Origin of the sequence: Streptococcus sanguinis (genome assembly GCF_019929225.1) — a bacterium.
Classification (GTDB): Bacteria; Bacillota; Bacilli; order Lactobacillales; family Streptococcaceae; genus Streptococcus; species Streptococcus sanguinis_J.
Window position 1 is genome coordinate 280,135 of the sequence record NZ_JAHZPA010000002.1, and the last position, 22,827, is coordinate 302,961.

A 22,827-nucleotide genomic window follows, 5' to 3' on the forward strand; every position below is an offset into this window, starting at 1 on the left:
TTTGTAGGAGCCATGACTTATCTAGAGCTAGTTGCTTTGTTTGTCCTTAGCTAGAAATCAATTTTAAGAGGTATCAAAATTGGGAATTAGTGAAACCATGAAAGCCCTAGCTGATCCAGTTCGGCGGGAAATATTAGAAATATTAAAAAAAGGTCCTAAGTCGGCTGGTGAAATCGCTCAAGTCTTCGATTTGACGGGAGCGACGGTATCCTACCATTTGTCCCAGTTGAAAAAAGCGGGGCTCATCTATGAAGAACGGCAGAAAAATTACATTTACTACCATTTAGATGCTACGGTTTTTGAGGAAATTTTGGTCTGGATTGCCGCGCTAGGAGGGAAAAATAATGAAAACGAAACTGAGAAATAACCTTAGAGAATTGCTGCTGACTTTCTTGGTTATTTGGCTGCCACTTGCTTATGCCTTATGGATTTATCCTAGTTTGCCAGAGAATATTAGGATCAATTTCACGTCGCCGATTAGCCCGACATTTAAGTATGTACCCAAATTTCTCTTTATCTGGGGTCTGCCAATCTTTATGACTTTGGCACAGCTGATTGTTTATGGGGCAACGGCTTACCGAGAAATCACCAAGCCAGCTTTTGCCCGCTTCGTCCTTTGGATTGTTCCCTTGACCCATATCATTGTCTATCTTTCTATTTTGTTCTATGCTCTCGATTCTCACTTCAATGTTAATAAGATTGCCTTGATTTTTTCAGGCTTGATGTTTATGATTTCTGGGAATTATATGCCCAAGAAAGTGGTGGTGGAAGAAAAACCAGCGCCGCGTTGGCTAGCCTACCTCTTTATCCTGGTCGGATTGACAGCCGTACTAGTGGGACTCTTTCTTTTGTAAATTAAGTGAAAACAAAGTGCACAGATTGTGCGCTTTTGTTTAGTCTCATTCTGACTCTTTGTCAACTGTAGTGGGTTAATGAGAAGTTATAATCTGGAGAGGACTAAATCAGTCCTCTCCTTTTTGATGTTCAAAGCTATGAGGATTCTAGTTTTAAAAATGTCAAAGTTCCGAAAGCCGAAAGCGTTTCGCTTGATGACTTTGATGAAGTTGTTAGTAGCTTCTAGTTTAGCGTTTGAGTAGGGCAGTTCCAGTGCGTTCAGGATCTTATCCTTGTTTTTCAAGAAGGTCTTAAAAACAATTTGAAAAATAGGATTTACATAAGAAATGGTATCTTTAATGAGTCCAAAGAAATGCTCAGTTTTTTTCTCTTGAAAATGAAAAAGCAGGAGTTGGTAGAGTTTATAGTGTTCTCGGAGTTCTTGAGAGCAAGAGAGAAGTTTTTCTAGAATCTCTCCGCTGGTCAAGTGCATGCGAAAAGTTGGGCGATAAAATCGTTTCTGACTTAGTTTCCGACTATCTTGTTGGACGAGTTTAATGATGGTTTTGTTGCTTTTCATTATAGGTCTTATGGGACTTTTTTTCTACAACAAATAGGCTCTATCATTCCTACAGTGGTTTTACCCACTACAGAAATTATAGAGCCGTTTTATGACTTGTCTTTTAATGTTAGCATTTAAGGTTGTCTATTGGCGCTACTTGCTTCCTTGCTGGTAAAGTTTTTGTCCTTTAGGGCAAAAATCATGGCTATTGTTATCATTAAAGCAAACCAAAAGGCGGGAATGAGAATAGGAGAAAGCATTTCGCGAAGGGCTGGTGCAATAGCGCTGAGTAGCCGACTAAGGAGAATTCCTGTTAAGGGAGTTGTTAGGGCAAACCAGCGCGGGTAAGCCGTTTTCTTACTCAAAACGAGGATAACAATAAATAGGAGAAGTACAGCCATAAGTACGAAATAAATAAGCAGAAAGTTATTTTTCACTATTGAAAAGCTTTCTAGTAATTTTGCAATATCGGCAGAGGGATTATGGGCATACAGCCGCGAAGTGGCGGCAAAATAGAAATAGCTGGTGTGGAGGAAAACACAGACAGTCATGAGAATCCAAGCTCCTACTATTCCTAGCCATTTTTGTCTCAGCCCGATAGAGAGGATATAGACGCCCATTCCTAAAAGCGGAAAAAGAAGTAAGGCATAGCCTGCAAAATCAACTTTCCAAGCTGCTAAATCAGGCATGTGCTGCCAAAATCCCTTTCCAAAACCGTCAGAGATAGCAATCAATATATCTGCAACATAAATCAGCCAGCTTCCTAAAATAGACCAGGGAGCCCAGCGACGGATCGTTTTTTGAGTCATAAGCGCCTCCTTTAGACTTGTGTTACTAACATTTTACCAAAGGTTTGTTACGGAAGCAAGGCTCGAAATGCCTAGAGGCTATAAAATGGTGTCTGCTTTCTATGTAAGGGGATAAAATGATTTCAGAAAGTGTGGGAAATGTTTGATTTTTTATTGCAGTAGAGCTTGATGATTTTTAGATTGAAGTTATTTAGAAAAAATTCGAAATAGATTTGACAGAAAGAAAGGAAAGATGTATAATCTATTTAGAAAAAAACCAAAACAGTTTAGGAGAAAAAACGATGATTTCCATTCATATCTTGATTGCTATGCTGCTGATTTTAGGGACAGTCCTTGTTCCTTTGGTTTATTTTAAAAAGACCAAGCACATTTCTCTATTAGTCTTTCTTTTAGGGGGAGTCGGTTTTTATTTATCGAGTCAAGTTCTGGAAAATATTTTGCATCGTATCGTTTTACAGCCTCAGGCTGATGGAACTATCGCTTTGCAGACGGAAAAACCTTGGCTATATGTTCTTTATGGTATTGCTGCGGCAGCTATCTTTGAAGAAACAGCCCGCTGGGTCATCTTTTACTGGCTGCAAAAGAAGCGCCCACTGACCTTTAGGGATGGTGTGGCCTATGGCTTGGGTCATGGTGCTATTGAGGCTTTGTTCGTTGGTATTGTTAGTCTCTTAAACTTTTGGGCTATAGCTCAAGTAGTAACTCAGGGGAATGCTCAGACGCTGGCTCAAATTCCTCAAGCAATTATTGACAATGTCCGTTCCATGAACGCTGGCAGCATCTATCTTTTGGCTTTTGAACGGATCTTGGCTATTCTCATTCAAATCCTTCTGACCTTCTGGGTTTGGAAAGCGGTCAAGGAGAAGGCTCCAGTGTATTTTTTAGCCGCTCTGGGACTTCACGCCCTGATTGACTTAGCGCCTGCTCTGGCTCAGGTAGGCTTTCTTCCGCCACTGGCTGTTGAGGCTCTGCTCTTAGTAGAAGTAGTGGCACTAGTCTTTCTGACCAAGAAAATTTTGAAAGTTTACCTGAAAGAAAGGTTCAATCATGGGGATCAGTCAAACGCTTAAAGCCCTAGCTGACCCAGTTCGGAGGGGAATCCTGGAAATGCTCAAGCATGGTCCGAAGTCTGCAGGGGAAATTGCTCAAGCTTTTGAGCTGACTCCTGCGACAGTATCCTACCACCTCTCTCAGCTAAAGAAAGCCGGTCTGCTCATAGAAGAAAAGCAGAAGAACTTTATATATTACAGCTTAGATGTCACGGTTTTTGAAGAAATTCTTGTTTGGTTTCAATCTCTTGGAGGAGGAAACAAAAATGAAAAAAAATAGTTTTCAAGAATTAGGCTGGGCGCTTGGACTCATGTTCCTGCCAGTTTTCTATGCGATCTGGAACTATCAAGAATTACCAGATAGCCTAGCGATTCACTTTGACTTATCTGGGGAAGGCGATTCCTTTTTACCTAAGTTTTTAGTAGTTTCGGCTTTTCCAATTGTCATGATGCTGCTAGAAGTTATGATTTATTGGTCTACTGTTGCTAAAGATATCTTAAATCCCACTTTTAAACACCTTATTCGCTGGGTCTTCCCCTTTAGCTTTGTCTTACTCTATATGGCGACTATCTATGGGGGCTTAGACGAGGACTTTGATATCCGTAAAATAGCAACTGTGATCGTTGGTGTGGTTTTTATAATTATGGGAAATTATCTGCCGAAAAAAGTCCAGGCGGATAGAAAACCCATGAATAGAAAGTGGGCACATCTCTTTGTTTTGTTAGGATTTCTTACTTTTATAGTCAGCATTTTCTATTTGTAAGCGGATTTATGCTATAATGGTATCAAGTATCAAATAAAAGGGTTATCATGATTACCAAGGAGCATTATCAATTTATCCGGCAGCACCCTGCCTTTGTCAATCTGCCAGTGGAGCTTTTCGATAAATTAGCAGTGGAGATTCAGTATCGTAAGATTCCTAAAGGACAAATTATCTTTTTTGCGGGGGATCGTCGTGAGCGTCTTTTCCTCTTGTCTCAAGGCTATGTGCGGATTGAGCAGTATGATTCGACAGACACATTTTCTTATATGGATTATGTCAAGAAAAACAGTGTTTTCCCCTATGGAGGTATGTTTTTTGATGAGTGCTATCATTACACAGCCAGCGCTGTCACCAATGTCGAATATTTCTCCATTCCTATTGATTTGTTTGAAGACTATTCAAAGAAGAGTGTGGATCAACTGTTGTTCATTACCAAGCGGCTATCGCAAATCTTGGAATTTCAGGAATTGAGATTGCGCAATGTCGTGGCCGCCAGTGCCAGTGAGCGTGTTATCCAGTCTCTATCACTGCTCTGTATGGATTTGTGCAAGGAGGGAGACAGCCTGCCATTTCCTATCAGTATGAAAGAGTTGGCAAAGCTAGGAGCCACGACCCGGGAAACGGTCAATCAAGTTCTGAAAAAGCTCTTGGATGAAGGTCGGATTGAATACGAACATAAAAAATTAACTTTTAAAGAGAAAGAGTATTTTATGAAATACCTTGCTAGAAGCTAATCGGTTCTGATTAGCTTCTTTTTTGTTAAATAAATTCAAAATATTCTGATATTAACCATGTACTGATTTTATTTTAAAAAATAAATATTCACAAAAATAATATAATGAGTAAAATATTCAAAGAAAACGCTTTAAAGAAGAATATTATAAAAATAAAAATAGAAAAAAGCAAAGGATTTGGCATTTGCAATGTTGGCTTTTTCTTGAAAGCGGTAGCATTAAATGCTAGAATAGTACATGTAAACGGGATTAGAAAAACTAAACCGCAAAGAAAAAGGAGGATAGTAGATGTCTACACATCCAATTCGTGTTTTCTCAGAAATTGGAAAACTGAAAAAAGTTATGTTGCACCGTCCTGGCAAGGAGTTAGAAAACTTGCAGCCGGACTACTTAGAACGTCTTCTTTTTGACGATATTCCTTTCTTGGAAGATGCACAAAAAGAACATGATAACTTTGCTCAAGCGCTTCGCAATGAAGGAGTTGAGGTGCTCTATCTTGAGCAGCTGGCTGCTGAGTCACTAACTTCTCCAGAAATCCGCGAGCAATTCATCGAAGAATATCTGGAAGAAGCCAATATTCGCGGCCGTGAAACCAAGAAGGCTATTCGCGAACTGCTTCGTGGTATCAAAGATAACCGAGAGTTGGTTGAAAAAACGATGGCAGGGGTTCAAAAAGTTGAATTGCCAGAAATTCCTGAAGAAGCAAAAGGCTTGACGGACTTGGTGGAATCTGATTATCCATTCGCTATTGATCCAATGCCAAACCTCTACTTCACACGTGACCCATTTGCTACAATTGGTAATGCTGTATCGCTCAACCACATGTATGCAGATACTCGTAATCGTGAAACTCTCTACGGTAAATACATCTTCAAATACCACCCAGTATATGGTGGAAATGTTGAACTTGTTTACAACCGTGAAGAAGACACACGTATCGAAGGTGGGGACGAGTTGGTTCTTTCAAAAGATGTGCTGGCAGTTGGGATTTCACAACGTACAGACGCAGCTTCTATCGAAAAACTCTTGGTCAATATCTTCAAGAAAAATGTTGGCTTCAAGAAAGTTTTGGCTTTCGAATTTGCCAACAACCGTAAGTTCATGCACTTAGACACTGTCTTCACTATGGTTGACTATGACAAGTTCACGATTCACCCAGAAATCGAAGGCGATCTTCGCGTTTACTCTGTAACTTATGTTGATGACAAACTTAAGATTGTTGAAGAAAAAGGTGATTTAGCAGAAATCTTGGCAGAAAACCTTGGTGTGGAAAAAGTTCACCTGATTCGCTGTGGTGGTGGCAATATCGTAGCTGCTGCGCGTGAGCAGTGGAACGACGGTTCTAACACCTTGACCATCGCACCTGGTGTAGTAGTAGTGTATGACCGTAATACAGTTACTAACAAGATTTTGGAAGAATACGGCTTGCGTTTGATTAAGATCCGCGGAAGTGAATTGGTTCGCGGTCGTGGTGGACCACGCTGTATGTCTATGCCATTTGAACGTGAAGAAATTTAGGAATCCAGTATTTTACTAATACTCAAAGAATAGAAAGAGGAAATAATAGAATGACACATTCAGTATTCCAAGGACGTAGCTTCTTAGCAGAAAAAGACTTTAGCCGTGCTGAGTTAGAATACCTTATCGGTCTTTCAGCTCACTTGAAAGATTTGAAAAAACGCAACATTCAACACCACTATCTTGCTGGCAAGAATATCGCTCTCTTGTTTGAAAAAACATCTACTCGTACTCGTGCAGCTTTTACAACAGCAGCCATTGACCTAGGAGCACATCCAGAATACCTTGGTGCTAACGATATCCAGCTTGGCAAGAAAGAATCTACAGAAGATACTGCTAAAGTTTTGGGCCGTATGTTTGATGGGATTGAATTCCGCGGCTTTAGCCAACGCATGGTAGAAGAATTGGCTGAATTCTCAGGTGTTCCAGTATGGAATGGTCTGACTGACGAATGGCACCCAACTCAAATGTTGGCTGACTACTTGACTGTTCAAGAAAACTTTGGCCGTCTGGAAGGCTTGACATTGGTATACTGTGGTGATGGACGTAACAACGTTGCCAACAGCTTGCTGGTGACAGGAGCTATCCTTGGCGTAAACGTTCACATCTTCTCACCAAAAGAACTCTTCCCAGAAAAAGAAATCGTTGAATTGGCAGAAGGCTTTGCTAAAGAAAGCGGCGCTCGTGTATTGATTACAGAAGATGCTGACGAAGCAGTTAAAGGTGCTGATGTTCTTTACACAGACGTTTGGGTATCTATGGGTGAAGAAGACAAGTTTGCAGAACGCGTTGCCCTCCTCAAACCTTACCAAGTAAACATGGATTTGGTGAAGAAGGCTGATAACGAAAACTTGATTTTCTTGCACTGCTTGCCAGCATTCCACGATACAAATACTGTTTACGGTAAAGATGTCGCTGAAAAATTTGGCGTAGAGGAAATGGAAGTAACAGACGAAGTCTTCCGCAGTAAATATGCTCGTCATTTCGACCAAGCAGAAAACCGTATGCACACAATCAAAGCGGTTATGGCTGCAACTCTTGGAAACCTCTACATTCCAAAAGTATAATCTTACATAAGAAACCGTCTACCAACAGCTATGAGGGCTGCGACTAATAGCTTTAGTCCGGCCCTCTTTTATATGATAAGGAAAGCTCATTTTCTTATTGAAAATTAAAAAATCTACTAAAATAAATTGGAAGCGCATTCTTTGGAGTGCAATAATGGAGAATTAAATGGCAAATCGTAAAATCGTTGTAGCCTTGGGAGGAAATGCCATCCTTTCATCTGATCCATCAGCGAAAGCACAGCAGGAAGCCTTGGTGGAAACTGCTAAACACTTGGTGAAATTGATTAAAAACGGGGATGACCTTATCATTACCCATGGAAATGGTCCACAGGTAGGGAACTTGCTGCTGCAACACTTGGCAGCAGACTCTGAAAAGAATCCTGCCTTCCCACTAGACTCTCTTGTAGCTATGACAGAAGGCAGTATCGGCTTTTGGCTGCAAAATGCTTTGCAAAATGCTCTCTTGGATGAAGGTATCGAAAAGAATGTCGCTTCTGTTGTGACGCAAGTAGTGGTGGATAAGAACGATCCAGCCTTTGTCAACCTCAGCAAGCCAATCGGTCCTTTCTACTCAGAAGAAGAAGCAAAAGCGGAAGCTGAAAAGAGCGGAGCGACTTTCAAAGAGGATGCTGGCCGCGGTTGGCGTAAGGTCGTTGCTTCACCAAAACCAGTGGATATCAAGGAAATTGAAACAATTCGTACGCTTTTGAATCAAGGTCAAGTAGTGGTAGCTGCGGGCGGCGGCGGGATTCCTGTCGTCAAAGAAGAAAATGGCCATCTTACTGGTGTTGAAGCCGTTATTGACAAGGACTTTGCTTCTCAGCGCTTGGCAGAGTTGGTTGATGCAGACCTCTTCATCGTCTTAACGGGTGTGGACTATGTCTTTGTTAACTACAACAAACCAGATCAAGCAAAACTGGAACATGTGAATGTTGCTCAATTGGAAGAGTACATCAAGCAAGAACAATTTGCACCAGGCAGCATGCTTCCAAAAGTAGAAGCAGCTATCGCCTTTGTCAATGGCCGTCCAGAAGGCAAAGCAGTTATCACATCTCTGGAAAATCTTGGCGCTCTGATTGAGTCTGAGAGCGGCACGATTATTGAAAAAGGCTAAAAATAGTACTGATTGAAGGCTGATAGCAGATATCATTTCTTTGCTGGAAATCTTTTCTTGAAAATCATTTATAATTTTCAAAAATACTGGCTTTTTGAATGTTAATATGGTAAAATATAAACAAAGTAAGCGTTTTCTTGTTTACTCATGCAGGGAAATGCAGGTTCGTAACCTCGTAAAAAACGTTTAGGAGGAAAAACAAATGAGTGAAAAAACAAAAAAAGGGTTTAAGATGCCTTCATCTTATACCGTATTGTTGATAATCATTGCCATTATGGCAGTGCTGACTTGGATTATCCCAGCCGGGGCTTTTGTAAAAGGTGTTTATCAGCCTCAGCCCCAAAATCCACAAGGAATTTGGGATGTCCTGATGGCACCGATTCGTGCTATGCTGGGCACGCACCCAGAAGAAGGTTCCTTGATCAAGGAGACTAGTGCAGCGATTGATGTTGCCTTCTTCATCCTCATGGTCGGTGGTTTCCTTGGTGTTGTCAATGAAACTGGCGCTTTGGATGTGGGAATTGCCTCTATCGTTAAGAAGTACAAGGGTCGCGAAAAGATGCTGATTGTTGTCTTGATGCCTCTCTTTGCCCTCGGTGGTACTACCTATGGTATGGGTGAGGAAACCATGGCCTTCTATCCGCTTTTGGTGCCGGTGATGATGGCAGTTGGTTTTGACAGTCTGACTGGGGTGGCTATTATCTTGCTTGGTTCGCAAATCGGATGTTTGGCTTCTACGCTAAATCCATTTGCAACGGGTATCGCTTCAGCAACTGCTGGTGTTGGAACTGGTGAAGGGATTGTCCTTCGTCTTATCTTCTTGGTTGTTCTGACTGCTCTCAGCACTTGGTTTGTTTACCGCTATGCGGATAAGATTCAAAAAGATCCGACCAAGTCATTGGTTTACAGCACTCGAGAAGAAGATTTGAAACACTTTAACGTTGAAACTTCTTCATCTGTTGAGTCAACTCTGAGCAAGAAACAAAGAATTGTTCTATTCCTGTTCATCATGACATTTGTCCTTATGGTATTGAGTTTCATTCCTTGGACAGATCTCGGTATTACTATCTTTAAGGACTTCAATACTTGGCTGACTGGACTTCCAGTTCTTGGTCAGATTATTGGTTCATCTACTTCCGCACTGGGTACTTGGTACTTCCCAGAAGGAGCTATGCTCTTTGCTTTCATGGGAATCTTGATTGGCGCTGTTTACGGTCTCAAGGAAGACAAGATTATCTCAGCCTTTATGAACGGTGCAGCTGACTTGCTTAGCGTAGCCCTAATCGTAGCAATCGCTCGTGGTATCCAAGTTATCATGAATGATGGTATGATTACAGACACTATCCTCAACTGGGGCAAACAAGGACTCAGCGGTTTGTCATCACAAGTATTCATCGTCTTGACCTACATTTTCTACCTACCAATGTCCTTCCTTATCCCATCATCATCTGGTCTGGCCAGTGCAACTATGGGAATCATGGCTCCGATGGGAGAATTTGTCAATGTTAAGGCTAGCTTGATCATCACAGCTTATCAATCTGCTTCAGGTGTGCTGAATCTGGTTGCACCAACTTCTGGTATCGTTATGGGAGCTTTGGCACTCGGACGTATCAATATCGGTACTTGGTGGAAATTTATCGGCAAGCTGATTGTAGCTATCATTGCTATCAGTATTGGTCTCTTACTCCTAGGAACTTTCTTACCGTTCCTATAAGCTAGAAGCTGAGGTGATTCCATGAAAAATTTTATAACGGAAGAGATTAAAGAAGATTTTCTTGAATCTTTGAAAACAATCGTTTCTTATCCTTCAGTACTAAATGAAGGTCAAAATGGAACACCTTTTGGACAAGCTATCCAAGATGTCCTAGAAAAAACTTTAGAAATCTGTCGAGAGTTAGGTTTTACCACCTACCTCGACCCTAAAGGTTATTACGGATATGCAGAAATCGGTCATGGAGCTCAGCTCCTGGCCGTTCTCTGTCATTTGGATGTTGTTCCATCAGGTGATGAGTCGGACTGGCAGACGCCTCCCTTTGAAGCCACTGTCAAAGATGGCTGGATTTTTGGTCGTGGGGTGCAGGACGACAAGGGACCTTCCATGGCCGCTCTTTATGCTGTAAAAGCATTGCTAGACAGCGGAGTAGAATTTAAAAAGCGGGTTCGCTTTATCTTTGGTACAGATGAGGAGACGCTTTGGCGCTGTATGGGAAGATACAACCAGCTAGAAGAGCAGGCGACAATTGGTTTTGCACCAGACTCTTCTTTCCCTTTGACTTATGGTGAGAAGGGGCTTCTTCAGCTTAAGCTGAAAGGGCCTGGCTCTGACACTATAGAGCTCGAAGCTGGTCAAGCTTTTAATGTTGTTCCTGCCAAGGCTTCCTATTCGGGCAGCCTACTAGAGTCAGTCGTTGCAGGATTGGAAGATTTAGGTTATGAATATGAGCGAACGGCAGAAGAAGTAACGGTTATCGGCTTGCCCAAGCACGCCAAGGATGCCGCCCAAGGAATCAATGCCATTATTCGCCTAGCTAAGGTCTTGCAGTCCTTGGATTCGCATCCGGCTCTTGCATTTCTGGCTCAGGCGGTCGGTGAAGATGCAACAGGCAGCCATCTCTTTGGTCCTGTGTCTGATGAACCGACGGGCTTTCTTTCCTTTAATGTTGCTGGTCTGACTTTAAGCTCTGACCGCTCTGAGATTCGGATTGACATGCGGATTCCGGTCTTGGCAGACAAGGATAAGTTGGTTGAAAAGCTGGCAGAGATAGCCAGTCAATACGAGCTGACCTATCAGGAGTTTGATTATTTGGCTCCGCTTTACGTACCTTTGGACAGCGAGTTGGTCAGCACCCTGATGGCAATTTATCAGGAGAAAACAGGAGACAACAGTCCAGCCATGTCTTCGGGTGGAGCAACCTTTGCTCGTACTATGCCTAACTGTGTTGCCTTCGGCGCTCTCTTTCCGGGAGCTGATCAGACAGAGCATCAGGTCAATGAACGATTGCTCTTAGATGATCTGTATCGGGCCATGGATATTTACGCGGAAGCCATTTATCGTTTGGCTACGACACCTTAAATGAACCATCTTCAAATCATATTTGTAGTGCATTGCTATGGTCAAGTATGGCTTGCTGATTTACTAATGGGTTTCATTGAGCAAAAATCGTAAATAGAAAAAGCTGAGGCAATTTTGTCTCAGCTTTTATTTACTAAAGAAAAATGGTGGGGTGAATTCTTTGAGTTTCTCAAAGCAGTCAAGGGCACCTTGGTTATCCTCGCAGATAATCAGACAGACGTCATCACCACAGACAGTAGCAACAATCTGCGGCAGCTCTAGAGCGTCTAAGATTGCACCGAAAGACTGGGCCAGACCAGGCAGGGTTTTCATGACGACTTGGTTTTGAACTGGCCGCAGCATGACCAAAGCATCCTCCATATAGAAACGGAGACGTTTTTCCCAACGGGATGGTGCGATGCTATTGATGATATAGTAGGAAGTATCGTTCTCACTGACCTTGACCAGATTGAGTGCTTTCATATCTCGTGAAAGGGTAGACTGAGTCACGACGACGCCGTTGGCTTCCAAATGCTCCTGAAGTTCTTGCTGGGTATGGATTTTTTTCTCCATGATTAAGGAGCGGATGAGACGGTGTCTGCTTTCAATTTTATTCATAAATTTTCACCTATAGTTATTTGATAAACATAGCATCACCAAAGCTGAAGAAGCGATAGCGCTCAGCAATAGCGTGCTCATAAGCTTTAAGCGTTAAGGAACGTCCGGCAAAGGCAGAGACTAACATGACCAGAGTTGACTTGGGCAGGTGGAAGTTGGTTGAAAAAGCATCAACGACCTTCCAATCGTATCCAGGCTTGATAAAAATATTGGTCCAGCCAGAGTCAGCCTGAATCTGCCCCTGGAATTTACTACCAATTGTCTCCAAGGTGCGGATAGATGTCGTGCCGACTGCAATGACACGGCCTCCCTTAGCCTTGACCTGACGGAGTATCTGGGCAGCTTCTTCGGACAGACTGTAAAATTCGGAGTGCATCTCGTGATCATCTAAGCTGTCCACAGAAACCGGTCGGAAAGTTCCCAGTCCGACATGAAGGGTCAGATAGACCAGTTTGACTCCCTTGGCAGCAATCTGCTCTAGCAGCTCTTCTGTGAAATGAAGTCCAGCAGTTGGCGCAGCAGCAGAGCCGTTTTCCTTGGCATAGACAGTCTGGTAGCGTTCGCGGTCTGCCAGTTTTTCGTGGATATAAGGTGGCAGCGGCATTTCTCCCAAACTTTCCAAGACTTCTAGGAAAATCCCTTCATAGCTAAAGCGTACAATTCGACCACCATGGTCAAGCTCCTCTACCACAGTAGCAGTTAAGCGGCCATCGCCAAAGGAAATTTGAGAACCTACTCTGAGGCGCTTGGCTGGCTTGGCTAGCACTTCCCAATCATCGCCCTGGGTATTTTTGAGTAGCAGCAGCTCGACATGGCCCCCTGTCTCAGGCTTGATACCATAAAGGCGGGCAGGCAGGACACGTGTATTATTCATCACTAGGGCATCGCCGGGCTGGAGCTGATCAATAATCTGGTCAAAGTGCTGGTCGGAGAAGGCTCCCGTTTCTTTATCGACCACTAGCAAGCGGGAAGCATCCCTTTTCTCCAAAGGTGTCTGAGCAATCAGCTCTTCGGGCAAGTCAAAATCAAAATCAGCGGTATTCATCGTATCTCCTTATATTGTTTTCATCAGCCAGAGTAGATAAGCAGCAAGTAGGAAGGGGCTAGCTGTAAGTAAGCCGCCCAAAATCAAACTTACAATCTGCCAGCCTGGTTGTTTTTTCATGAGGAAACTCAGGCTACAGAGTAAGACTCCGACTAAAAATAAAATCAATAAAACAATCAGTAAAAACATGTCTCTATTATAACACGATTTGCTGCAAAAGGAAGCGAGCATGACTAAAAAGTATGTCTATTTAGCAGACTTTTTCTTGACAAAAATTGGTCTATACCATATAATAAAATTAAGAAAAGAAGTGGAGGTAGAAAATGAAAATTATTCAAGTGGAAAACCAAGTAGAAGGTGGTAAAGTGGCTCTCGAGCTGCTCAAAGAAAAGCTAGCTCAGGGGGCGAAAACTTTAGGCTTAGCTACAGGTAGCAGCCCAGAAGGATTTTACAAGCAGATTGTTGAGAGCGACCTTGATTTCTCAGAGATGTTCAGTGTCAATCTAGATGAATATGTTGGTTTGCAGGAGGACGATCCTCAGTCTTATCGCTATTTCATGAATCAGCACCTCTTTAACCAAAAACCTTTTAAAGAAAGCTTCCTGCCCAATGGCGCAGCGAAAGATTTGGAAGCAGAAGTGGCGCGCTACAATCAGCTTCTTGCAGAGCATCCTGCTGATTTACAGATTTTGGGAATCGGTACGAATGGTCATATCGGCTTTAATGAGCCGGGGACTAGTTTTGACAGCCAAACTCACTTAGTAGATCTGACACCGTCCACCATTCAGTCCAATGCTCGATTCTTCGACAAGATGGAAGATGTTCCGACTCAGGCTATTTCCATGGGAATTGGCAATATCCTAAATGCTAAGTCCATCATCCTCTTTGCTTATGGTTCTGCTAAGGCCAAGGCTATAGCAGGGACTGTTGAGGGTGAGGTGACAGAGGAGCTGCCAGGTAGTGCTCTCCAGAAGCATCCAGATGTTGTGATTATCGCTGATAAGGAAGCACTTAGCTTGTTAAAACACTAAGATTTTGACATTGATGCTATAAAACTGGCTTTGCCAGACAAAAGTCTCTTAATTTCCTATCTATTTTTTAGGTAGGATTTTTAGATTTATGGTTGACTTTGCGTAAAATATGATATACTAGATAGGTATAATTGTTCTTTGGAGGATCCTGTGAAGAAAAAGCTTTTGTTATTGGGAATTGTGTTCCTGACCTCGTTAGCACCACTAGCTGCTAGGGCTGATGAATTGGTGGATATGGCTAAAAAGATGTATCCGCATGATAATGTTCAGGCGATTAATCGTCCCAAGTCTTCTCTCGTTATTGACGGCAGTACAGGTGATGTTGTCTGGGAGGATAATGTTGATGAGATGCGTGACCCAGCTAGTATGAGTAAGCTCATGACGCTTTACTTGGTCTTTGAAGCGATTAAGGAAGGAAAAATCAGCGAAAAGACGGTCATTACAGCTACACCTCAGGATCAGGCCACCGCTAATATTTATGAAATTTCTAATAATAAAATTGTCGCTGGTGTGGACTATACTGTATCTGAGCTGATTACCATGACAATCGTGCCTTCATCCAATGCAACAACCGTTATGCTGGCCAATTATTTATCCGACAATGACCCAGATGCTTTCTTGGATCGGATGAATGCCAAGGCTCAAGAACTGGGCATGACGAATACCAAGTGGTTCAATGCCAGCGGTGCAGCAGCGGTTTCTTTTAAGGGCTATTATAACCCTCAAAACTATGATAATTATGCCAGCAATCAAACAACAGCCCGTGATTTGGCGATTCTGGCCTATAACTTTGTCAACCACCATCCTGAGATTCTAAACTATACTAATAAAGCCAAGGTTACGGTTAAAGCTGGAACTCCTTACGAGGAAACCTTTGAAACTTATAATTACTCCCTGCCGGGTGCTAAATACGCACTCAAGGGCGTAGATGGTATGAAGACGGGTTCTAGTCCTAACGGTGCTTTCAACTATATCGCGACCATTAAGCGTGGAGATCAGCGCATGATTGCCGTGATTATGGGAGTCGGTGACTGGTCTGACCAAGACGGCGAGTATTACCGCCATCCTTTTGGTAATGCTTTGATTGAGAAGGCTTATGCGGACTATGAGTACAAAAAACTCTTATCCAAGGGTGAGCAGGAGATTGATGGACAGAAATATAAGCTGCCTGAGGATTTCTACGCTACTGTTAAAAAGGGAACCGAGCCTAAAGTCAAGGTTGAAAATAATGTTCTCAAGGCTGAAAATGGCTTGAAGACCTTGTCTAGCAAGATCTCTGATGAAATGAAAGTCGAGAAAGTTGAGAATCCAGTTGCTCAGGCCATTGAAAATGTGACTGGCAGCAAATCAGAAAGCAAGCCTTGGTATGGCGTGTTCTTCAGCGATAAGATGTTGATTCTGCTGCCTGTTGGTATCCTGCTAATCATTCTGTACTTTGAATATCGCAGTCGTCAAAAACGCAAGGCTGCAAAACAGGAACGTCGCAGAAATACAGATGTTGAATAAAGTGAATGTCCTCTGCCACATACGAACGGAATGACTTTCCAAGCTAAAACTCAGTTCTTTTGCTGAGTTTTCTTTCTGCCTTAAGGAGATTTCGATGCAAAAAAAGTTTCATAACAGCTATCTGGCTCATTTTTTACTCTTTAATTTTTTCTTCTTAGCCTACTCTCTTTTTTCGACTCTGATATCAGTCTATATGCAGGACTTAGGCTATTCTAATGCCCAAGTATCGATGGTAGTGTCAGCTTCCTTCTTTGCTTCCATGTTGGCTCAGCCGCTGTTTGGGATTCTCAGCGATGCTTTGGGCATTAAAAAGATCTTCCTTTTTAGCTTTCTAGTGATGATGGTTGGGGCTGTATTTTTCATGAAAGCAACTCAGCTTTGGCAGTTACTGGTCTGGTATAGCCTAGTTCTCATGTTGGTTAACGGGGTCAATCCAGTCATGGATGTCCTTGCGGCTCAAAGTCCTTATACTTATGGCAAGATTCGGATTTGGGGAACCATTGGTTATGCACTAGGCTCTCAGCTGGCAGGATTGATTTATCAAAGAGTCGCACCACAGGCTATTTTCCCAGTCTTTATTGGCATGATGCTTATCAGCAGCATAGGACTTTTGGGAATCCAGCCTAAGCACGACCGAGCAGCCCTAGAAAGCAGGAATACCCGCAAGCAGACAGGTCTGGGGAAGCTCTTGACCAACAAAACCTATCTCTTTTACCTGCTTTTGGTCGCCCTTTACTCTGGAGTGGGGAATACTGGTCATACCTATATCCCTGCCATGCTACAGCATAGTGGCTTAGAGGTGGATATGGCTTCGACTGTCGTTGCCTTATCAGTTCTGGTTGAAGCGCCTTTTATCTTTTATTCCTATCTCTTTATGGACAAGATTTCGATGAAAAAGCTTCTTTATATTTGTCTGGGAATCGTCTTTCTCCAGTATAGCGTCTATGCTTTAGACCTAGGTTTGATTTCGAAAATCGGGATGACTCTCCTTTCCAAGCACGTGACGGGCATGGTTTTGATAATGGTGACCCTGAAAATCGTAGCTAGCTTGGTCGATGAAAAATACCTGGTTACAGCCATTGCTCTGGTCCAGACAGCCCGCAGTCTGGGCACTATTCTCATTCAAAATCTGGCTGGCTATTTTCTGGACAGTTGGGGTTACGAAGGAATGAACCTCTTTCTAGCAGCTGTTATCTGCCTAGTCTGTCTGCTGGCCCTCTTTCTAAAATTGCCAGAACGAAAAGGAAACCAATTATTTGGATAATGAAAAACGAGTCGGAGAGATGTTCTCTCGACCCGTTTTTTTGTCTAGATAGTGAAAATCATTAATAAACGATGAAGTCATTCCAAGACTGTGCTTGAGTTCAATAAGGTCATGCTGACAAGAATTGAAGTGATTTTGGAGAAAGATTAGAAGCCAGCAGAAGCGACTTTCATGCTTTCTGGTACAGTAATAATAACTTGTTCAGGTTTGAGTTGGTATTCGTTTTGTAGCCAGAGCCGCAAGTCACGGTCTGAAAGTTTTGAAAATCCCTTGTAATAATCAGCTTCTGGTATATATTCCCATTTGCCCGTCTTGAGAAAGTTTGGATTATCCATCAGTTGGGGTTTGCTATCTAGATGTTGAAAATGAATCAGAGTATAGATGAATTTTCCCCGAGCAAGAATATTGGCTCGCAGAAAAATCCCAAGTCGAAAGAAGCCATACCAGATGGCTGGAACCAAGATAACCATTCCTAAAAAACTGGCAATAAAAATCAACATTGACATGATAAAAACTCCTTTCTTTATCTAGCTTATTGGATTATTATACGCCTGTTTGTAAGCGTTGTCAACAAAAAGAACAGAGCTCTGAAAAGAAAGTTATGGAGAAGATTTTCCGCTTCGCTGTGGAAATTCTCGCTATTCAAAAAAGCGCTTTCTTGGCTTATAATTGTAGTATCAAATATCAGGAGGAAATGCAGAATGTCAACATTTAAAGATGGATTTCTCTGGGGTGGAGCTGTTGCTGCCCACCAATTGGAAGGCGGCTGGAAAGAAGGTGGGAAGGGGATCAGCGTGGCTGATGTTATGACCGCGGCTCGTCATGGAGTGCCTCGAGAAATAACGCCGGGCGTCCTAGAAGGCAAGTACTATCCTAACCACGAGGCCATTGATTTTTATCATCGTTACAAGGGAGATATTGCTCTTTTTGCAGAGATGGGCTTCAAGTGTTTCCGGACTTCTATTGCCTGGACGCGGATTTTCCCTAAAGGGGATGAAATGGAGCCTAATGAAGCCGGTCTGCAATTTTATGACGACCTTTTTGATGAATGCCTCAAGTATGGTATTGAGCCTGTTATCACTTTGTCTCACTTTGAAATGCCTTATCATCTAGTAACCGAGTATGGAGGTTGGAAAAACCGTCAGGTGATTGACTTCTTTGTCCGTTTTGCAGAAGTTGTTTTTGAGCGTTATAAGGATAAAGTCAAATACTGGATGACTTTCAATGAAATCAATAATCAAGCTAATTATCAGGAAGATTTTGCTCCCTTCACCAACTCTGGGATTGTCTACAAGGAAGGCGATGATCGCGAAGCAATTATGTACCAGGCTGCCCACTATGAACTAGTGGCTTCAGCGCGTGCTGTTAAGGTCGGCCATGAGATCAATCCTGACTTCCAAATCGGTTGTATGATTGCCATGTGTCCTATTTATCCAGCTACTTGTAATCCCAAGGATATTCTCATGGCTATGAAAGCTATGCAGAAGCGCTATTACTTTACAGATGTGCATGTCTTTGGTCGATATCCTGAGCATATTCTCAAATACTGGGAAAGAAAGGGAATTAAGGTGGACTTTAGCGAGCAGGATCAGGAAGACTTGCTGGCGGGCACTGTTGACTATATTGGCTTTAGCTACTACATGTCCTTTGCTATTGACTCCCATCGGGAAAATAATCCTTACTTCGACTATATAGAGACTGAAGACTTGGTTAAAAATAACTTCGTCGAGGCTTCTGAATGGGAATGGCAGATTGACCCAGAAGGTCTGCGCTATGCTCTTAATTGGTTTACCGATCATTATCATCTACCGCTTTTCATTGTGGAAAATGGCTTTGGAGCTATTGACCAAGTGGAAGAAGATGGTATGGTTCATGATGATTACCGGATTGACTATCTGGGTGCTCATATTCGCGAGATGAAAAAGGCCGTAGTAGAAGATGGTGTGGAACTCATGGGCTACACGCCTTGGGGCTGTATTGACCTAGTATCAGCAGGTACGGGTGAAATGCGCAAACGATACGGATTTATCTATGTAGACAAGGATGATGATGGCAAGGGGACCTATGAACGCTCACCGAAGAAGTCCTTTAACTGGTATAAGGAAGTCATTGCATCAAATGGGGCTAGTCTATAGTTGAGTATAGGAAAACTAAAAAATACAGAGGAGGAGATGGCAAGTTTGCTGCTTTCCGCCTCTTTTTTTGGAAAAATTAGGAGAAAAACATGATTGGAAGTATTGCAGCAGTTTTAACAACCTTCGCCTTTTTGCCTCAGGTAATTAAGGTCATCAAAACCAAAGATACCGAATCCATAGCGCTTGGTATGTATCTCATGCAAGTAGTTGGTATTGGTCTTTGGCTGGTACATGGATTGGTGATTCAAGATTTACCTTTAATTTCGGCCAACAGTATATCACTGATATTATCAGCCATTATTTTAGCATATAAGATAAAATATAAGTAAAGCTATTTAGGGACTACTTCCGTTTCAATACGGAAAAAAACAAGATGGAGATTGACAACGTTTTCATTTATAATAAAAGTGTCAATAAAATTACTTTATAAGGAGAAACTCTTATGGCTAAAGCATTGATTATCTGCGCAGCAGGCATGTCTTCTTCACTTATGGCGAAGAAAACGACAGAATTTTTTAAAGGCAAGGGCGATGATATTGAAGTGGATGCAATCAGCGCGACAGAAGGCGGTAAGGCTATAGCGGCAGCTGAATTTGATCTCTATCTTATCAGTCCGCAGACCAAAATGTACTATAAGCAGTTTGAAGAAGCGGCTGCCAAGGTTGGCAAGCCCATCGCCCAAATTCCCCCTCAGGCCTATATTCCTATCCCTATGGGTATTGAAAAAATGGCCAACTTGATTAAGGAAAATATTTGATAGTATAATAAAGGTAGTATCTTATCATAGACGGAAGGAGGAAGAAGTGTGTTGCATCAAAAGGAAAAACACATTCTTCAGTATTTGATGGACAATAGGGACCAATTCATCACTAGTAAGGAATTGGCTGCCCACTTATCTTGTTCGGACCGTACAGTAAGAAGCTACCTTAAAAATTTGATGGCTATGACGTCTGAGCAGACTGGCTGGACCATCACAGCTAAACAGGGCTATGGTTACCAGTTGAAAATCAGTGATAGAGAAATCTATCAGGAATTTCTCAAAGCTGAGGTTTTGATGGAAGCTGCGCAGACTAATTTGGAAGGCATCGAAGACCGTTATAATTATATCTTGAACAAGCTCTTGTTTGAGCAAGAAGAAGTTTATTTCGATGATTTAGTCAGCGAACTCTTTGTCAGTCGCTCGACCCTATCTTCGGACTTCAAGAAGATTCGGCAGGATTTGGACAAGTACGATTTGCAGATTGAAAGCAAGGCCAAGCGCGGTGTCTATGTCAAAGGCAGCGAGCGCAATATCCGTCGCTTTATTATGGATTATTTTTTCCATGATAATTTCTTTCATGTATTGCATAACTATATCGCTATCGAGATTTCTGGCCGGCCGATTAGTCTGGAAGAATTGACTATTATCGTGTTGGACGAATGCCGTGAAGGCCAGCTGAGAGTGTCGGACTTTGTCATTCAAAATCTGGTCATCCATATCGCGCTGTCCCTTAAGCGCATCGGTGAAGGTTTTCAAATTAACCAGCTGGATGGCTGCAATCTAAAGGACTATAGTGCGGAAAGTCGGATTGCGCAGCGAATTTTGGATCGGATTCATCTGGTAACAGGTTTGGAATTTCCCAAAGAAGAGGTCGATTATATCACCCTGCATCTGATTTCCAAGGCTGGTTTGAAGCTAGACAAGCAAGAAAAAGGGGACATAGTGGAGCAGCTGCGTGCTCAGCTTTTAAGAGCACTGGAAGAAGAGGAAGGTCTTCGGGATTATGCCTTTCAGTCTGACTTTCAGTTGGTGGAAGGTCTGGTCACCCATCTCTCTACCTTGCTTATCCGCCTGAAAAATCATGTCAGAATGGATAATCCCTTGTTGGCAGATATTCAGCAGCAATATGCACCTGTGCTGGCTATGACACGGGACCTTTTGGCGACCATGCCCTTGTTTGGTGACGAGGAGTTGCCAGATGATGAGGTTGCTTATGTTGCTCTGCATTTTATGGCAGCTATGGAGCGACATAAGGAGAAGCAGAAGTTCAACATTCTCGTCATCTGTGCAACTGGTTATGGTTCTGCTCAGATGCTGAAAAATCGGATTGACCACGAGTTGGGAAATCTTGTTCACATCGTAGATGTGATTGGTTACTATGAGCTCAATGATGAACGTCTCAAGAATATCGACTTTATCATCTCTTCAATCGACTTGTCCAATCTGGTCTTTACACTGCCCGTCTTTACGGTTAGTATTTTCCTCAAACCCGAGGAAATTAAGGAAATCAAGCAGAAGATGGCAAATTTGAAGACTACGAAAGGCTGTCGGATGGATATTAAGGGCTTAGAGGAAGTGTCAGACTTGGAAGCGGTCTTTGACGATTATTTCTCGCCGGAGTGCTTTATAGTATTGGATCAAGCCGATAAGGACGAAGCTTTGACAGAGCTTTTGGAGAAAATGGCAGTTGGAGAAGAGGAAGAATTCCCAGCTCAAATGCGCAGCTTGATGGAGCAGCGCGAGCGCATGAGTTCCGTTGTCTTTTCGGATACTATAGCTGTTCCTCACCCTATCAAGCCTTGCGCAAAGAAGCACAGGATTGGACTGGCAATCGTCCAGTCAGGCCTGAACTGGTCTGAGGATTATCCTGAGATTAGATTGATTTTTCTAGCTTCGCCATCCATCTATGACAATGAAGGGATGGATAGCTTGACTTCCAAAATTGTTGATTTGCTGGAAGAGCCAGACCTGCAACAGCAGATACGAGCCAGTCAGACCTTTGAAGAATTTAAACAAATATTCTTAAGTATCAAATAAAAATCTGAGCAGTTTTTTCTGAGATAAACTGCTGAGACTAGCAAGATTTCAAGAAAGGAATGAATCTATGAACCAAGAAGAGTTACAAGTCGCTGCTTTTGAAATTATTCTTCACAGCGGGACAGCCCGCACCATTGTCCATGAAGCCTTTGCTGATATGCGTGAAGGTCGCTATGATGCAGCAGCAGAAAAGCTGGAAACCTCCAATGAATCTCTGCTGGAAGCTCATCATGCCCAGACTAAGCTCTTACAGGACTATGCTAGCGGAATTGAAATTAGGATTGAAATCATCATGGTGCATGCTCAGGATCATCTCATGACGACCATGACCCTGCGCGAAGTTGCACTTGAAATGCTCAACCTCTACCGTAAGGTAGAAGAGACCAACAGCTAGGAGAAGAAGATGACGGATAAGGAAAAACAAGAATTAGAAGCAAGGAGGAAAGAATCAGCTTTAAAAACCATGTACTATACTCGGTACTTTTCCGTTCGGTATGCGACAGCTGCTTTCTTTTTTGTCAATCTTTACTGGACCTTGATGCTCTATCTTTCAAATGCCAGATTGGCTATGATGCTGCCAATGGCAGTTGCTCTCTTTGCAGCTCTAGCTATGTGGGAGCAGACGCGAATGTACACTATAAATCAAAGAGAGGCAAAATTAACTAAACTTTTTTATGGTATCTCTCTTTCACTAAATGTGCTGCTTATTTTGCTGGTTCTTTTGAATAGATTTTCATTGCTATACCCTTTCTTTACAGCCAGATCAGCAACGCAAGTCTTTTTAATTATGATTCTTGTAGTTGGCATCCTTTTAAACTTTTTAATGCTTGCTAAATTGAATCGCATTAGTCACAAGGCTGATAAACAGTACCAACGCATTCAAAAGTATATGGCCAGCCTTCAGTAGTAAGAAAAAATACTAAGTCTA

Annotated in this window: 25 protein-coding genes and 1 pseudogene; 20 read left to right on the top strand and 6 right to left on the bottom strand. The window is 42.5% G+C overall.

Features of this window, described 5'->3' with window-relative positions; translation table 11 throughout:
* The first annotated feature begins 79 nt into the window (after positions 1 to 79).
* Together K1I80_RS05885 and K1I80_RS05890 are read left to right on the top strand one after the other, a co-directional pair.
* Positions 80 to 367, top strand: coding sequence for an autorepressor SdpR family transcription factor (locus K1I80_RS05885; protein ID WP_002897962.1), 288 nt, complete (start codon positions 80 to 82; stop codon positions 365 to 367).
* Positions 345 to 854: an SdpI family protein gene (locus K1I80_RS05890; RefSeq protein ID WP_002906985.1), complete on the top strand. Its 510-nt coding sequence runs from the start codon at positions 345 to 347 to the stop codon at positions 852 to 854. The genes K1I80_RS05885 and K1I80_RS05890 overlap by 23 nt, the downstream gene beginning before the upstream one ends.
* 86 nt (positions 855 to 940) lie before the next feature.
* Here K1I80_RS05890 and K1I80_RS05895 read toward each other — a convergent pair.
* Together K1I80_RS05895 and K1I80_RS05900 are read right to left on the bottom strand one after the other, a co-directional pair.
* Positions 941 to 1,396, bottom strand: a pseudogene (locus tag K1I80_RS05895) (transposase); the annotation flags it as partial.
* A gap of 134 nt (positions 1,397 to 1,530) precedes the next feature.
* The gene (locus tag K1I80_RS05900; RefSeq protein WP_223313261.1) at positions 1,531 to 2,205 is read right to left on the bottom strand and encodes a DUF6796 family protein; all 675 of its coding nucleotides are present in this window, start codon (positions 2,203 to 2,205) and stop codon (positions 1,531 to 1,533) included.
* A gap of 281 nt (positions 2,206 to 2,486) precedes the next feature.
* Between K1I80_RS05900 and K1I80_RS05905 the strand changes: the two genes are divergently transcribed.
* The 9 genes from K1I80_RS05905 to K1I80_RS05945 all read left to right on the top strand — a co-directional run bounded on the left by K1I80_RS05905 (position 2,487) and on the right by K1I80_RS05945 (position 11,524).
* Positions 2,487 to 3,275 (top strand): YhfC family intramembrane metalloprotease, encoded by a 789-nt coding sequence (locus tag K1I80_RS05905; RefSeq protein WP_223312562.1) that lies wholly within the window; start codon positions 2,487 to 2,489, stop codon positions 3,273 to 3,275.
* The gene (locus K1I80_RS05910) at positions 3,253 to 3,534 is read left to right on the top strand and encodes an autorepressor SdpR family transcription factor (RefSeq protein WP_033179130.1); all 282 of its coding nucleotides are present in this window, start codon (positions 3,253 to 3,255) and stop codon (positions 3,532 to 3,534) included. The genes K1I80_RS05905 and K1I80_RS05910 overlap by 23 nt, the downstream gene beginning before the upstream one ends.
* Positions 3,521 to 4,018, top strand: a complete 498-nt coding sequence (locus K1I80_RS05915; RefSeq protein ID WP_049544040.1) for a DUF1648 domain-containing protein — start codon at positions 3,521 to 3,523, stop codon at positions 4,016 to 4,018. Before K1I80_RS05910 ends, K1I80_RS05915 begins: the two co-directional genes overlap by 14 nt.
* 47 nt (positions 4,019 to 4,065) lie before the next feature.
* Positions 4,066 to 4,752: a Crp/Fnr family transcriptional regulator gene (locus K1I80_RS05920; protein WP_049544039.1), complete on the top strand. Its 687-nt coding sequence runs from the start codon at positions 4,066 to 4,068 to the stop codon at positions 4,750 to 4,752.
* A 288-nt stretch (positions 4,753 to 5,040) separates the two neighbouring features.
* Positions 5,041 to 6,270 carry an arginine deiminase gene (gene arcA, locus K1I80_RS05925; RefSeq protein ID WP_002912023.1) on the top strand — a complete coding sequence of 410 codons (1,230 nt, stop codon included), beginning with the start codon at positions 5,041 to 5,043 and terminating at the stop codon, positions 6,268 to 6,270.
* A 50-nt stretch (positions 6,271 to 6,320) separates the two neighbouring features.
* The gene (argF, locus tag K1I80_RS05930; RefSeq protein WP_002896073.1) at positions 6,321 to 7,337 is read left to right on the top strand and encodes an ornithine carbamoyltransferase; all 1,017 of its coding nucleotides are present in this window, start codon (positions 6,321 to 6,323) and stop codon (positions 7,335 to 7,337) included.
* Positions 7,338 to 7,503: 166 nt separating this feature from the next.
* Positions 7,504 to 8,451 carry a carbamate kinase gene (gene arcC / locus K1I80_RS05935; RefSeq protein WP_049544032.1) on the top strand — a complete coding sequence of 316 codons (948 nt, stop codon included), beginning with the start codon at positions 7,504 to 7,506 and terminating at the stop codon, positions 8,449 to 8,451.
* Positions 8,452 to 8,653: 202 nt separating this feature from the next.
* Positions 8,654 to 10,165 (top strand): YfcC family protein, encoded by a 1,512-nt coding sequence (locus K1I80_RS05940; RefSeq protein WP_223313262.1) that lies wholly within the window; start codon positions 8,654 to 8,656, stop codon positions 10,163 to 10,165.
* A gap of 21 nt (positions 10,166 to 10,186) precedes the next feature.
* Positions 10,187 to 11,524: a dipeptidase gene (locus K1I80_RS05945; RefSeq protein ID WP_223313263.1), complete on the top strand. Its 1,338-nt coding sequence runs from the start codon at positions 10,187 to 10,189 to the stop codon at positions 11,522 to 11,524.
* 126 nt (positions 11,525 to 11,650) lie between these two features.
* On the opposite strand, the gene K1I80_RS05950 is transcribed toward K1I80_RS05945, so the two are convergent.
* Genes K1I80_RS05950 through K1I80_RS05960 form a run of 3 tightly spaced genes read right to left on the bottom strand, consistent with a single transcriptional unit; the run spans position 11,651 to position 13,355 of the window.
* Positions 11,651 to 12,121: an arginine repressor gene (locus tag K1I80_RS05950; protein WP_049544027.1), complete on the bottom strand. Its 471-nt coding sequence runs from the start codon at positions 12,119 to 12,121 to the stop codon at positions 11,651 to 11,653.
* 16 nt (positions 12,122 to 12,137) lie between these two features.
* Positions 12,138 to 13,166 (bottom strand): tRNA preQ1(34) S-adenosylmethionine ribosyltransferase-isomerase QueA, encoded by a 1,029-nt coding sequence (gene queA, locus K1I80_RS05955; protein ID WP_223313264.1) that lies wholly within the window; start codon positions 13,164 to 13,166, stop codon positions 12,138 to 12,140.
* Between the two features lie 9 nt (positions 13,167 to 13,175).
* Complete coding sequence (locus tag K1I80_RS05960) at positions 13,176 to 13,355, bottom strand: hypothetical protein (protein ID WP_002897949.1); 180 nt, start codon at positions 13,353 to 13,355, stop codon at positions 13,176 to 13,178.
* 134 nt (positions 13,356 to 13,489) lie between these two features.
* Here K1I80_RS05960 and nagB point away from each other — a divergent pair, with 134 nt between their 5' ends.
* The 3 genes from nagB to K1I80_RS05975 all read left to right on the top strand — a co-directional run bounded on the left by nagB (position 13,490) and on the right by K1I80_RS05975 (position 16,967).
* Positions 13,490 to 14,197, top strand: coding sequence for a glucosamine-6-phosphate deaminase (gene nagB, locus K1I80_RS05965; RefSeq protein WP_223313265.1), 708 nt, complete (start codon positions 13,490 to 13,492; stop codon positions 14,195 to 14,197).
* Positions 14,198 to 14,347: 150 nt separating this feature from the next.
* Positions 14,348 to 15,703 (top strand): DUF1958 domain-containing protein, encoded by a 1,356-nt coding sequence (locus K1I80_RS05970; protein WP_223313266.1) that lies wholly within the window; start codon positions 14,348 to 14,350, stop codon positions 15,701 to 15,703.
* A gap of 94 nt (positions 15,704 to 15,797) precedes the next feature.
* Positions 15,798 to 16,967, top strand: coding sequence for an MFS transporter (locus K1I80_RS05975; protein ID WP_223313267.1), 1,170 nt, complete (start codon positions 15,798 to 15,800; stop codon positions 16,965 to 16,967).
* Between the two features lie 146 nt (positions 16,968 to 17,113).
* Here K1I80_RS05975 and K1I80_RS05980 read toward each other — a convergent pair whose 3' ends face one another.
* Positions 17,114 to 17,473, bottom strand: a complete 360-nt coding sequence (locus tag K1I80_RS05980) for a hypothetical protein (protein WP_125405708.1) — start codon at positions 17,471 to 17,473, stop codon at positions 17,114 to 17,116.
* A gap of 195 nt (positions 17,474 to 17,668) precedes the next feature.
* On the opposite strand from K1I80_RS05980, the gene K1I80_RS05985 reads away from it, so the two are divergent.
* The 6 genes from K1I80_RS05985 (at position 17,669) to K1I80_RS06010 (ending at position 22,806) form a co-directional block, all read left to right on the top strand.
* Positions 17,669 to 19,102: a 6-phospho-beta-glucosidase gene (locus K1I80_RS05985; RefSeq protein ID WP_223312555.1), complete on the top strand. Its 1,434-nt coding sequence runs from the start codon at positions 17,669 to 17,671 to the stop codon at positions 19,100 to 19,102.
* 89 nt (positions 19,103 to 19,191) lie between these two features.
* Positions 19,192 to 19,431 (top strand): SemiSWEET transporter, encoded by a 240-nt coding sequence (locus tag K1I80_RS05990; protein WP_125405714.1) that lies wholly within the window; start codon positions 19,192 to 19,194, stop codon positions 19,429 to 19,431.
* Positions 19,432 to 19,544: 113 nt separating this feature from the next.
* Positions 19,545 to 19,859 (top strand): PTS cellobiose transporter subunit IIB, encoded by a 315-nt coding sequence (locus K1I80_RS05995; RefSeq protein ID WP_125405717.1) that lies wholly within the window; start codon positions 19,545 to 19,547, stop codon positions 19,857 to 19,859.
* Between the two features lie 48 nt (positions 19,860 to 19,907).
* Positions 19,908 to 21,899, top strand: a complete 1,992-nt coding sequence (locus K1I80_RS06000; RefSeq protein WP_223312554.1) for a BglG family transcription antiterminator — start codon at positions 19,908 to 19,910, stop codon at positions 21,897 to 21,899.
* A 67-nt stretch (positions 21,900 to 21,966) separates the two neighbouring features.
* Positions 21,967 to 22,293, top strand: coding sequence for a PTS cellobiose transporter subunit IIA (locus K1I80_RS06005; RefSeq protein ID WP_125330545.1), 327 nt, complete (start codon positions 21,967 to 21,969; stop codon positions 22,291 to 22,293).
* A gap of 9 nt (positions 22,294 to 22,302) precedes the next feature.
* Complete coding sequence (locus K1I80_RS06010) at positions 22,303 to 22,806, top strand: hypothetical protein (protein WP_223312553.1); 504 nt, start codon at positions 22,303 to 22,305, stop codon at positions 22,804 to 22,806.
* Positions 22,807 to 22,827 lie beyond the last annotated feature (21 nt).

Coding starts and splice junctions, on each gene's coding strand:
- K1I80_RS05890 (WP_002906985.1), top strand. CDS start 345: ATGAAAACGAAACTGAGAAATAACCTTAGAGAATTGCTGCTGACTTTC.
- K1I80_RS05900 (WP_223313261.1), bottom strand. CDS start 2,205: ATGACTCAAAAAACGATCCGTCGCTGGGCTCCCTGGTCTATTTTAGGA.
- K1I80_RS05905 (WP_223312562.1), top strand. CDS start 2,487: ATGATTTCCATTCATATCTTGATTGCTATGCTGCTGATTTTAGGGACA.
- K1I80_RS05910 (WP_033179130.1), top strand. CDS start 3,253: ATGGGGATCAGTCAAACGCTTAAAGCCCTAGCTGACCCAGTTCGGAGG.
- K1I80_RS05915 (WP_049544040.1), top strand. CDS start 3,521: ATGAAAAAAAATAGTTTTCAAGAATTAGGCTGGGCGCTTGGACTCATG.
- K1I80_RS05920 (WP_049544039.1), top strand. CDS start 4,066: ATGATTACCAAGGAGCATTATCAATTTATCCGGCAGCACCCTGCCTTT.
- arcA (WP_002912023.1), top strand. CDS start 5,041: ATGTCTACACATCCAATTCGTGTTTTCTCAGAAATTGGAAAACTGAAA.
- argF (WP_002896073.1), top strand. CDS start 6,321: ATGACACATTCAGTATTCCAAGGACGTAGCTTCTTAGCAGAAAAAGAC.
- arcC (WP_049544032.1), top strand. CDS start 7,504: ATGGCAAATCGTAAAATCGTTGTAGCCTTGGGAGGAAATGCCATCCTT.
- K1I80_RS05940 (WP_223313262.1), top strand. CDS start 8,654: ATGAGTGAAAAAACAAAAAAAGGGTTTAAGATGCCTTCATCTTATACC.
- K1I80_RS05945 (WP_223313263.1), top strand. CDS start 10,187: ATGAAAAATTTTATAACGGAAGAGATTAAAGAAGATTTTCTTGAATCT.
- K1I80_RS05950 (WP_049544027.1), bottom strand. CDS start 12,121: ATGAATAAAATTGAAAGCAGACACCGTCTCATCCGCTCCTTAATCATG.
- queA (WP_223313264.1), bottom strand. CDS start 13,166: ATGAATACCGCTGATTTTGATTTTGACTTGCCCGAAGAGCTGATTGCT.
- K1I80_RS05960 (WP_002897949.1), bottom strand. CDS start 13,355: ATGTTTTTACTGATTGTTTTATTGATTTTATTTTTAGTCGGAGTCTTA.
- nagB (WP_223313265.1), top strand. CDS start 13,490: ATGAAAATTATTCAAGTGGAAAACCAAGTAGAAGGTGGTAAAGTGGCT.
- K1I80_RS05975 (WP_223313267.1), top strand. CDS start 15,798: ATGCAAAAAAAGTTTCATAACAGCTATCTGGCTCATTTTTTACTCTTT.
- K1I80_RS05980 (WP_125405708.1), bottom strand. CDS start 17,473: ATGTCAATGTTGATTTTTATTGCCAGTTTTTTAGGAATGGTTATCTTG.
- K1I80_RS05985 (WP_223312555.1), top strand. CDS start 17,669: ATGTCAACATTTAAAGATGGATTTCTCTGGGGTGGAGCTGTTGCTGCC.
- K1I80_RS05990 (WP_125405714.1), top strand. CDS start 19,192: ATGATTGGAAGTATTGCAGCAGTTTTAACAACCTTCGCCTTTTTGCCT.
- K1I80_RS05995 (WP_125405717.1), top strand. CDS start 19,545: ATGGCTAAAGCATTGATTATCTGCGCAGCAGGCATGTCTTCTTCACTT.
- K1I80_RS06005 (WP_125330545.1), top strand. CDS start 21,967: ATGAACCAAGAAGAGTTACAAGTCGCTGCTTTTGAAATTATTCTTCAC.
- K1I80_RS06010 (WP_223312553.1), top strand. CDS start 22,303: ATGACGGATAAGGAAAAACAAGAATTAGAAGCAAGGAGGAAAGAATCA.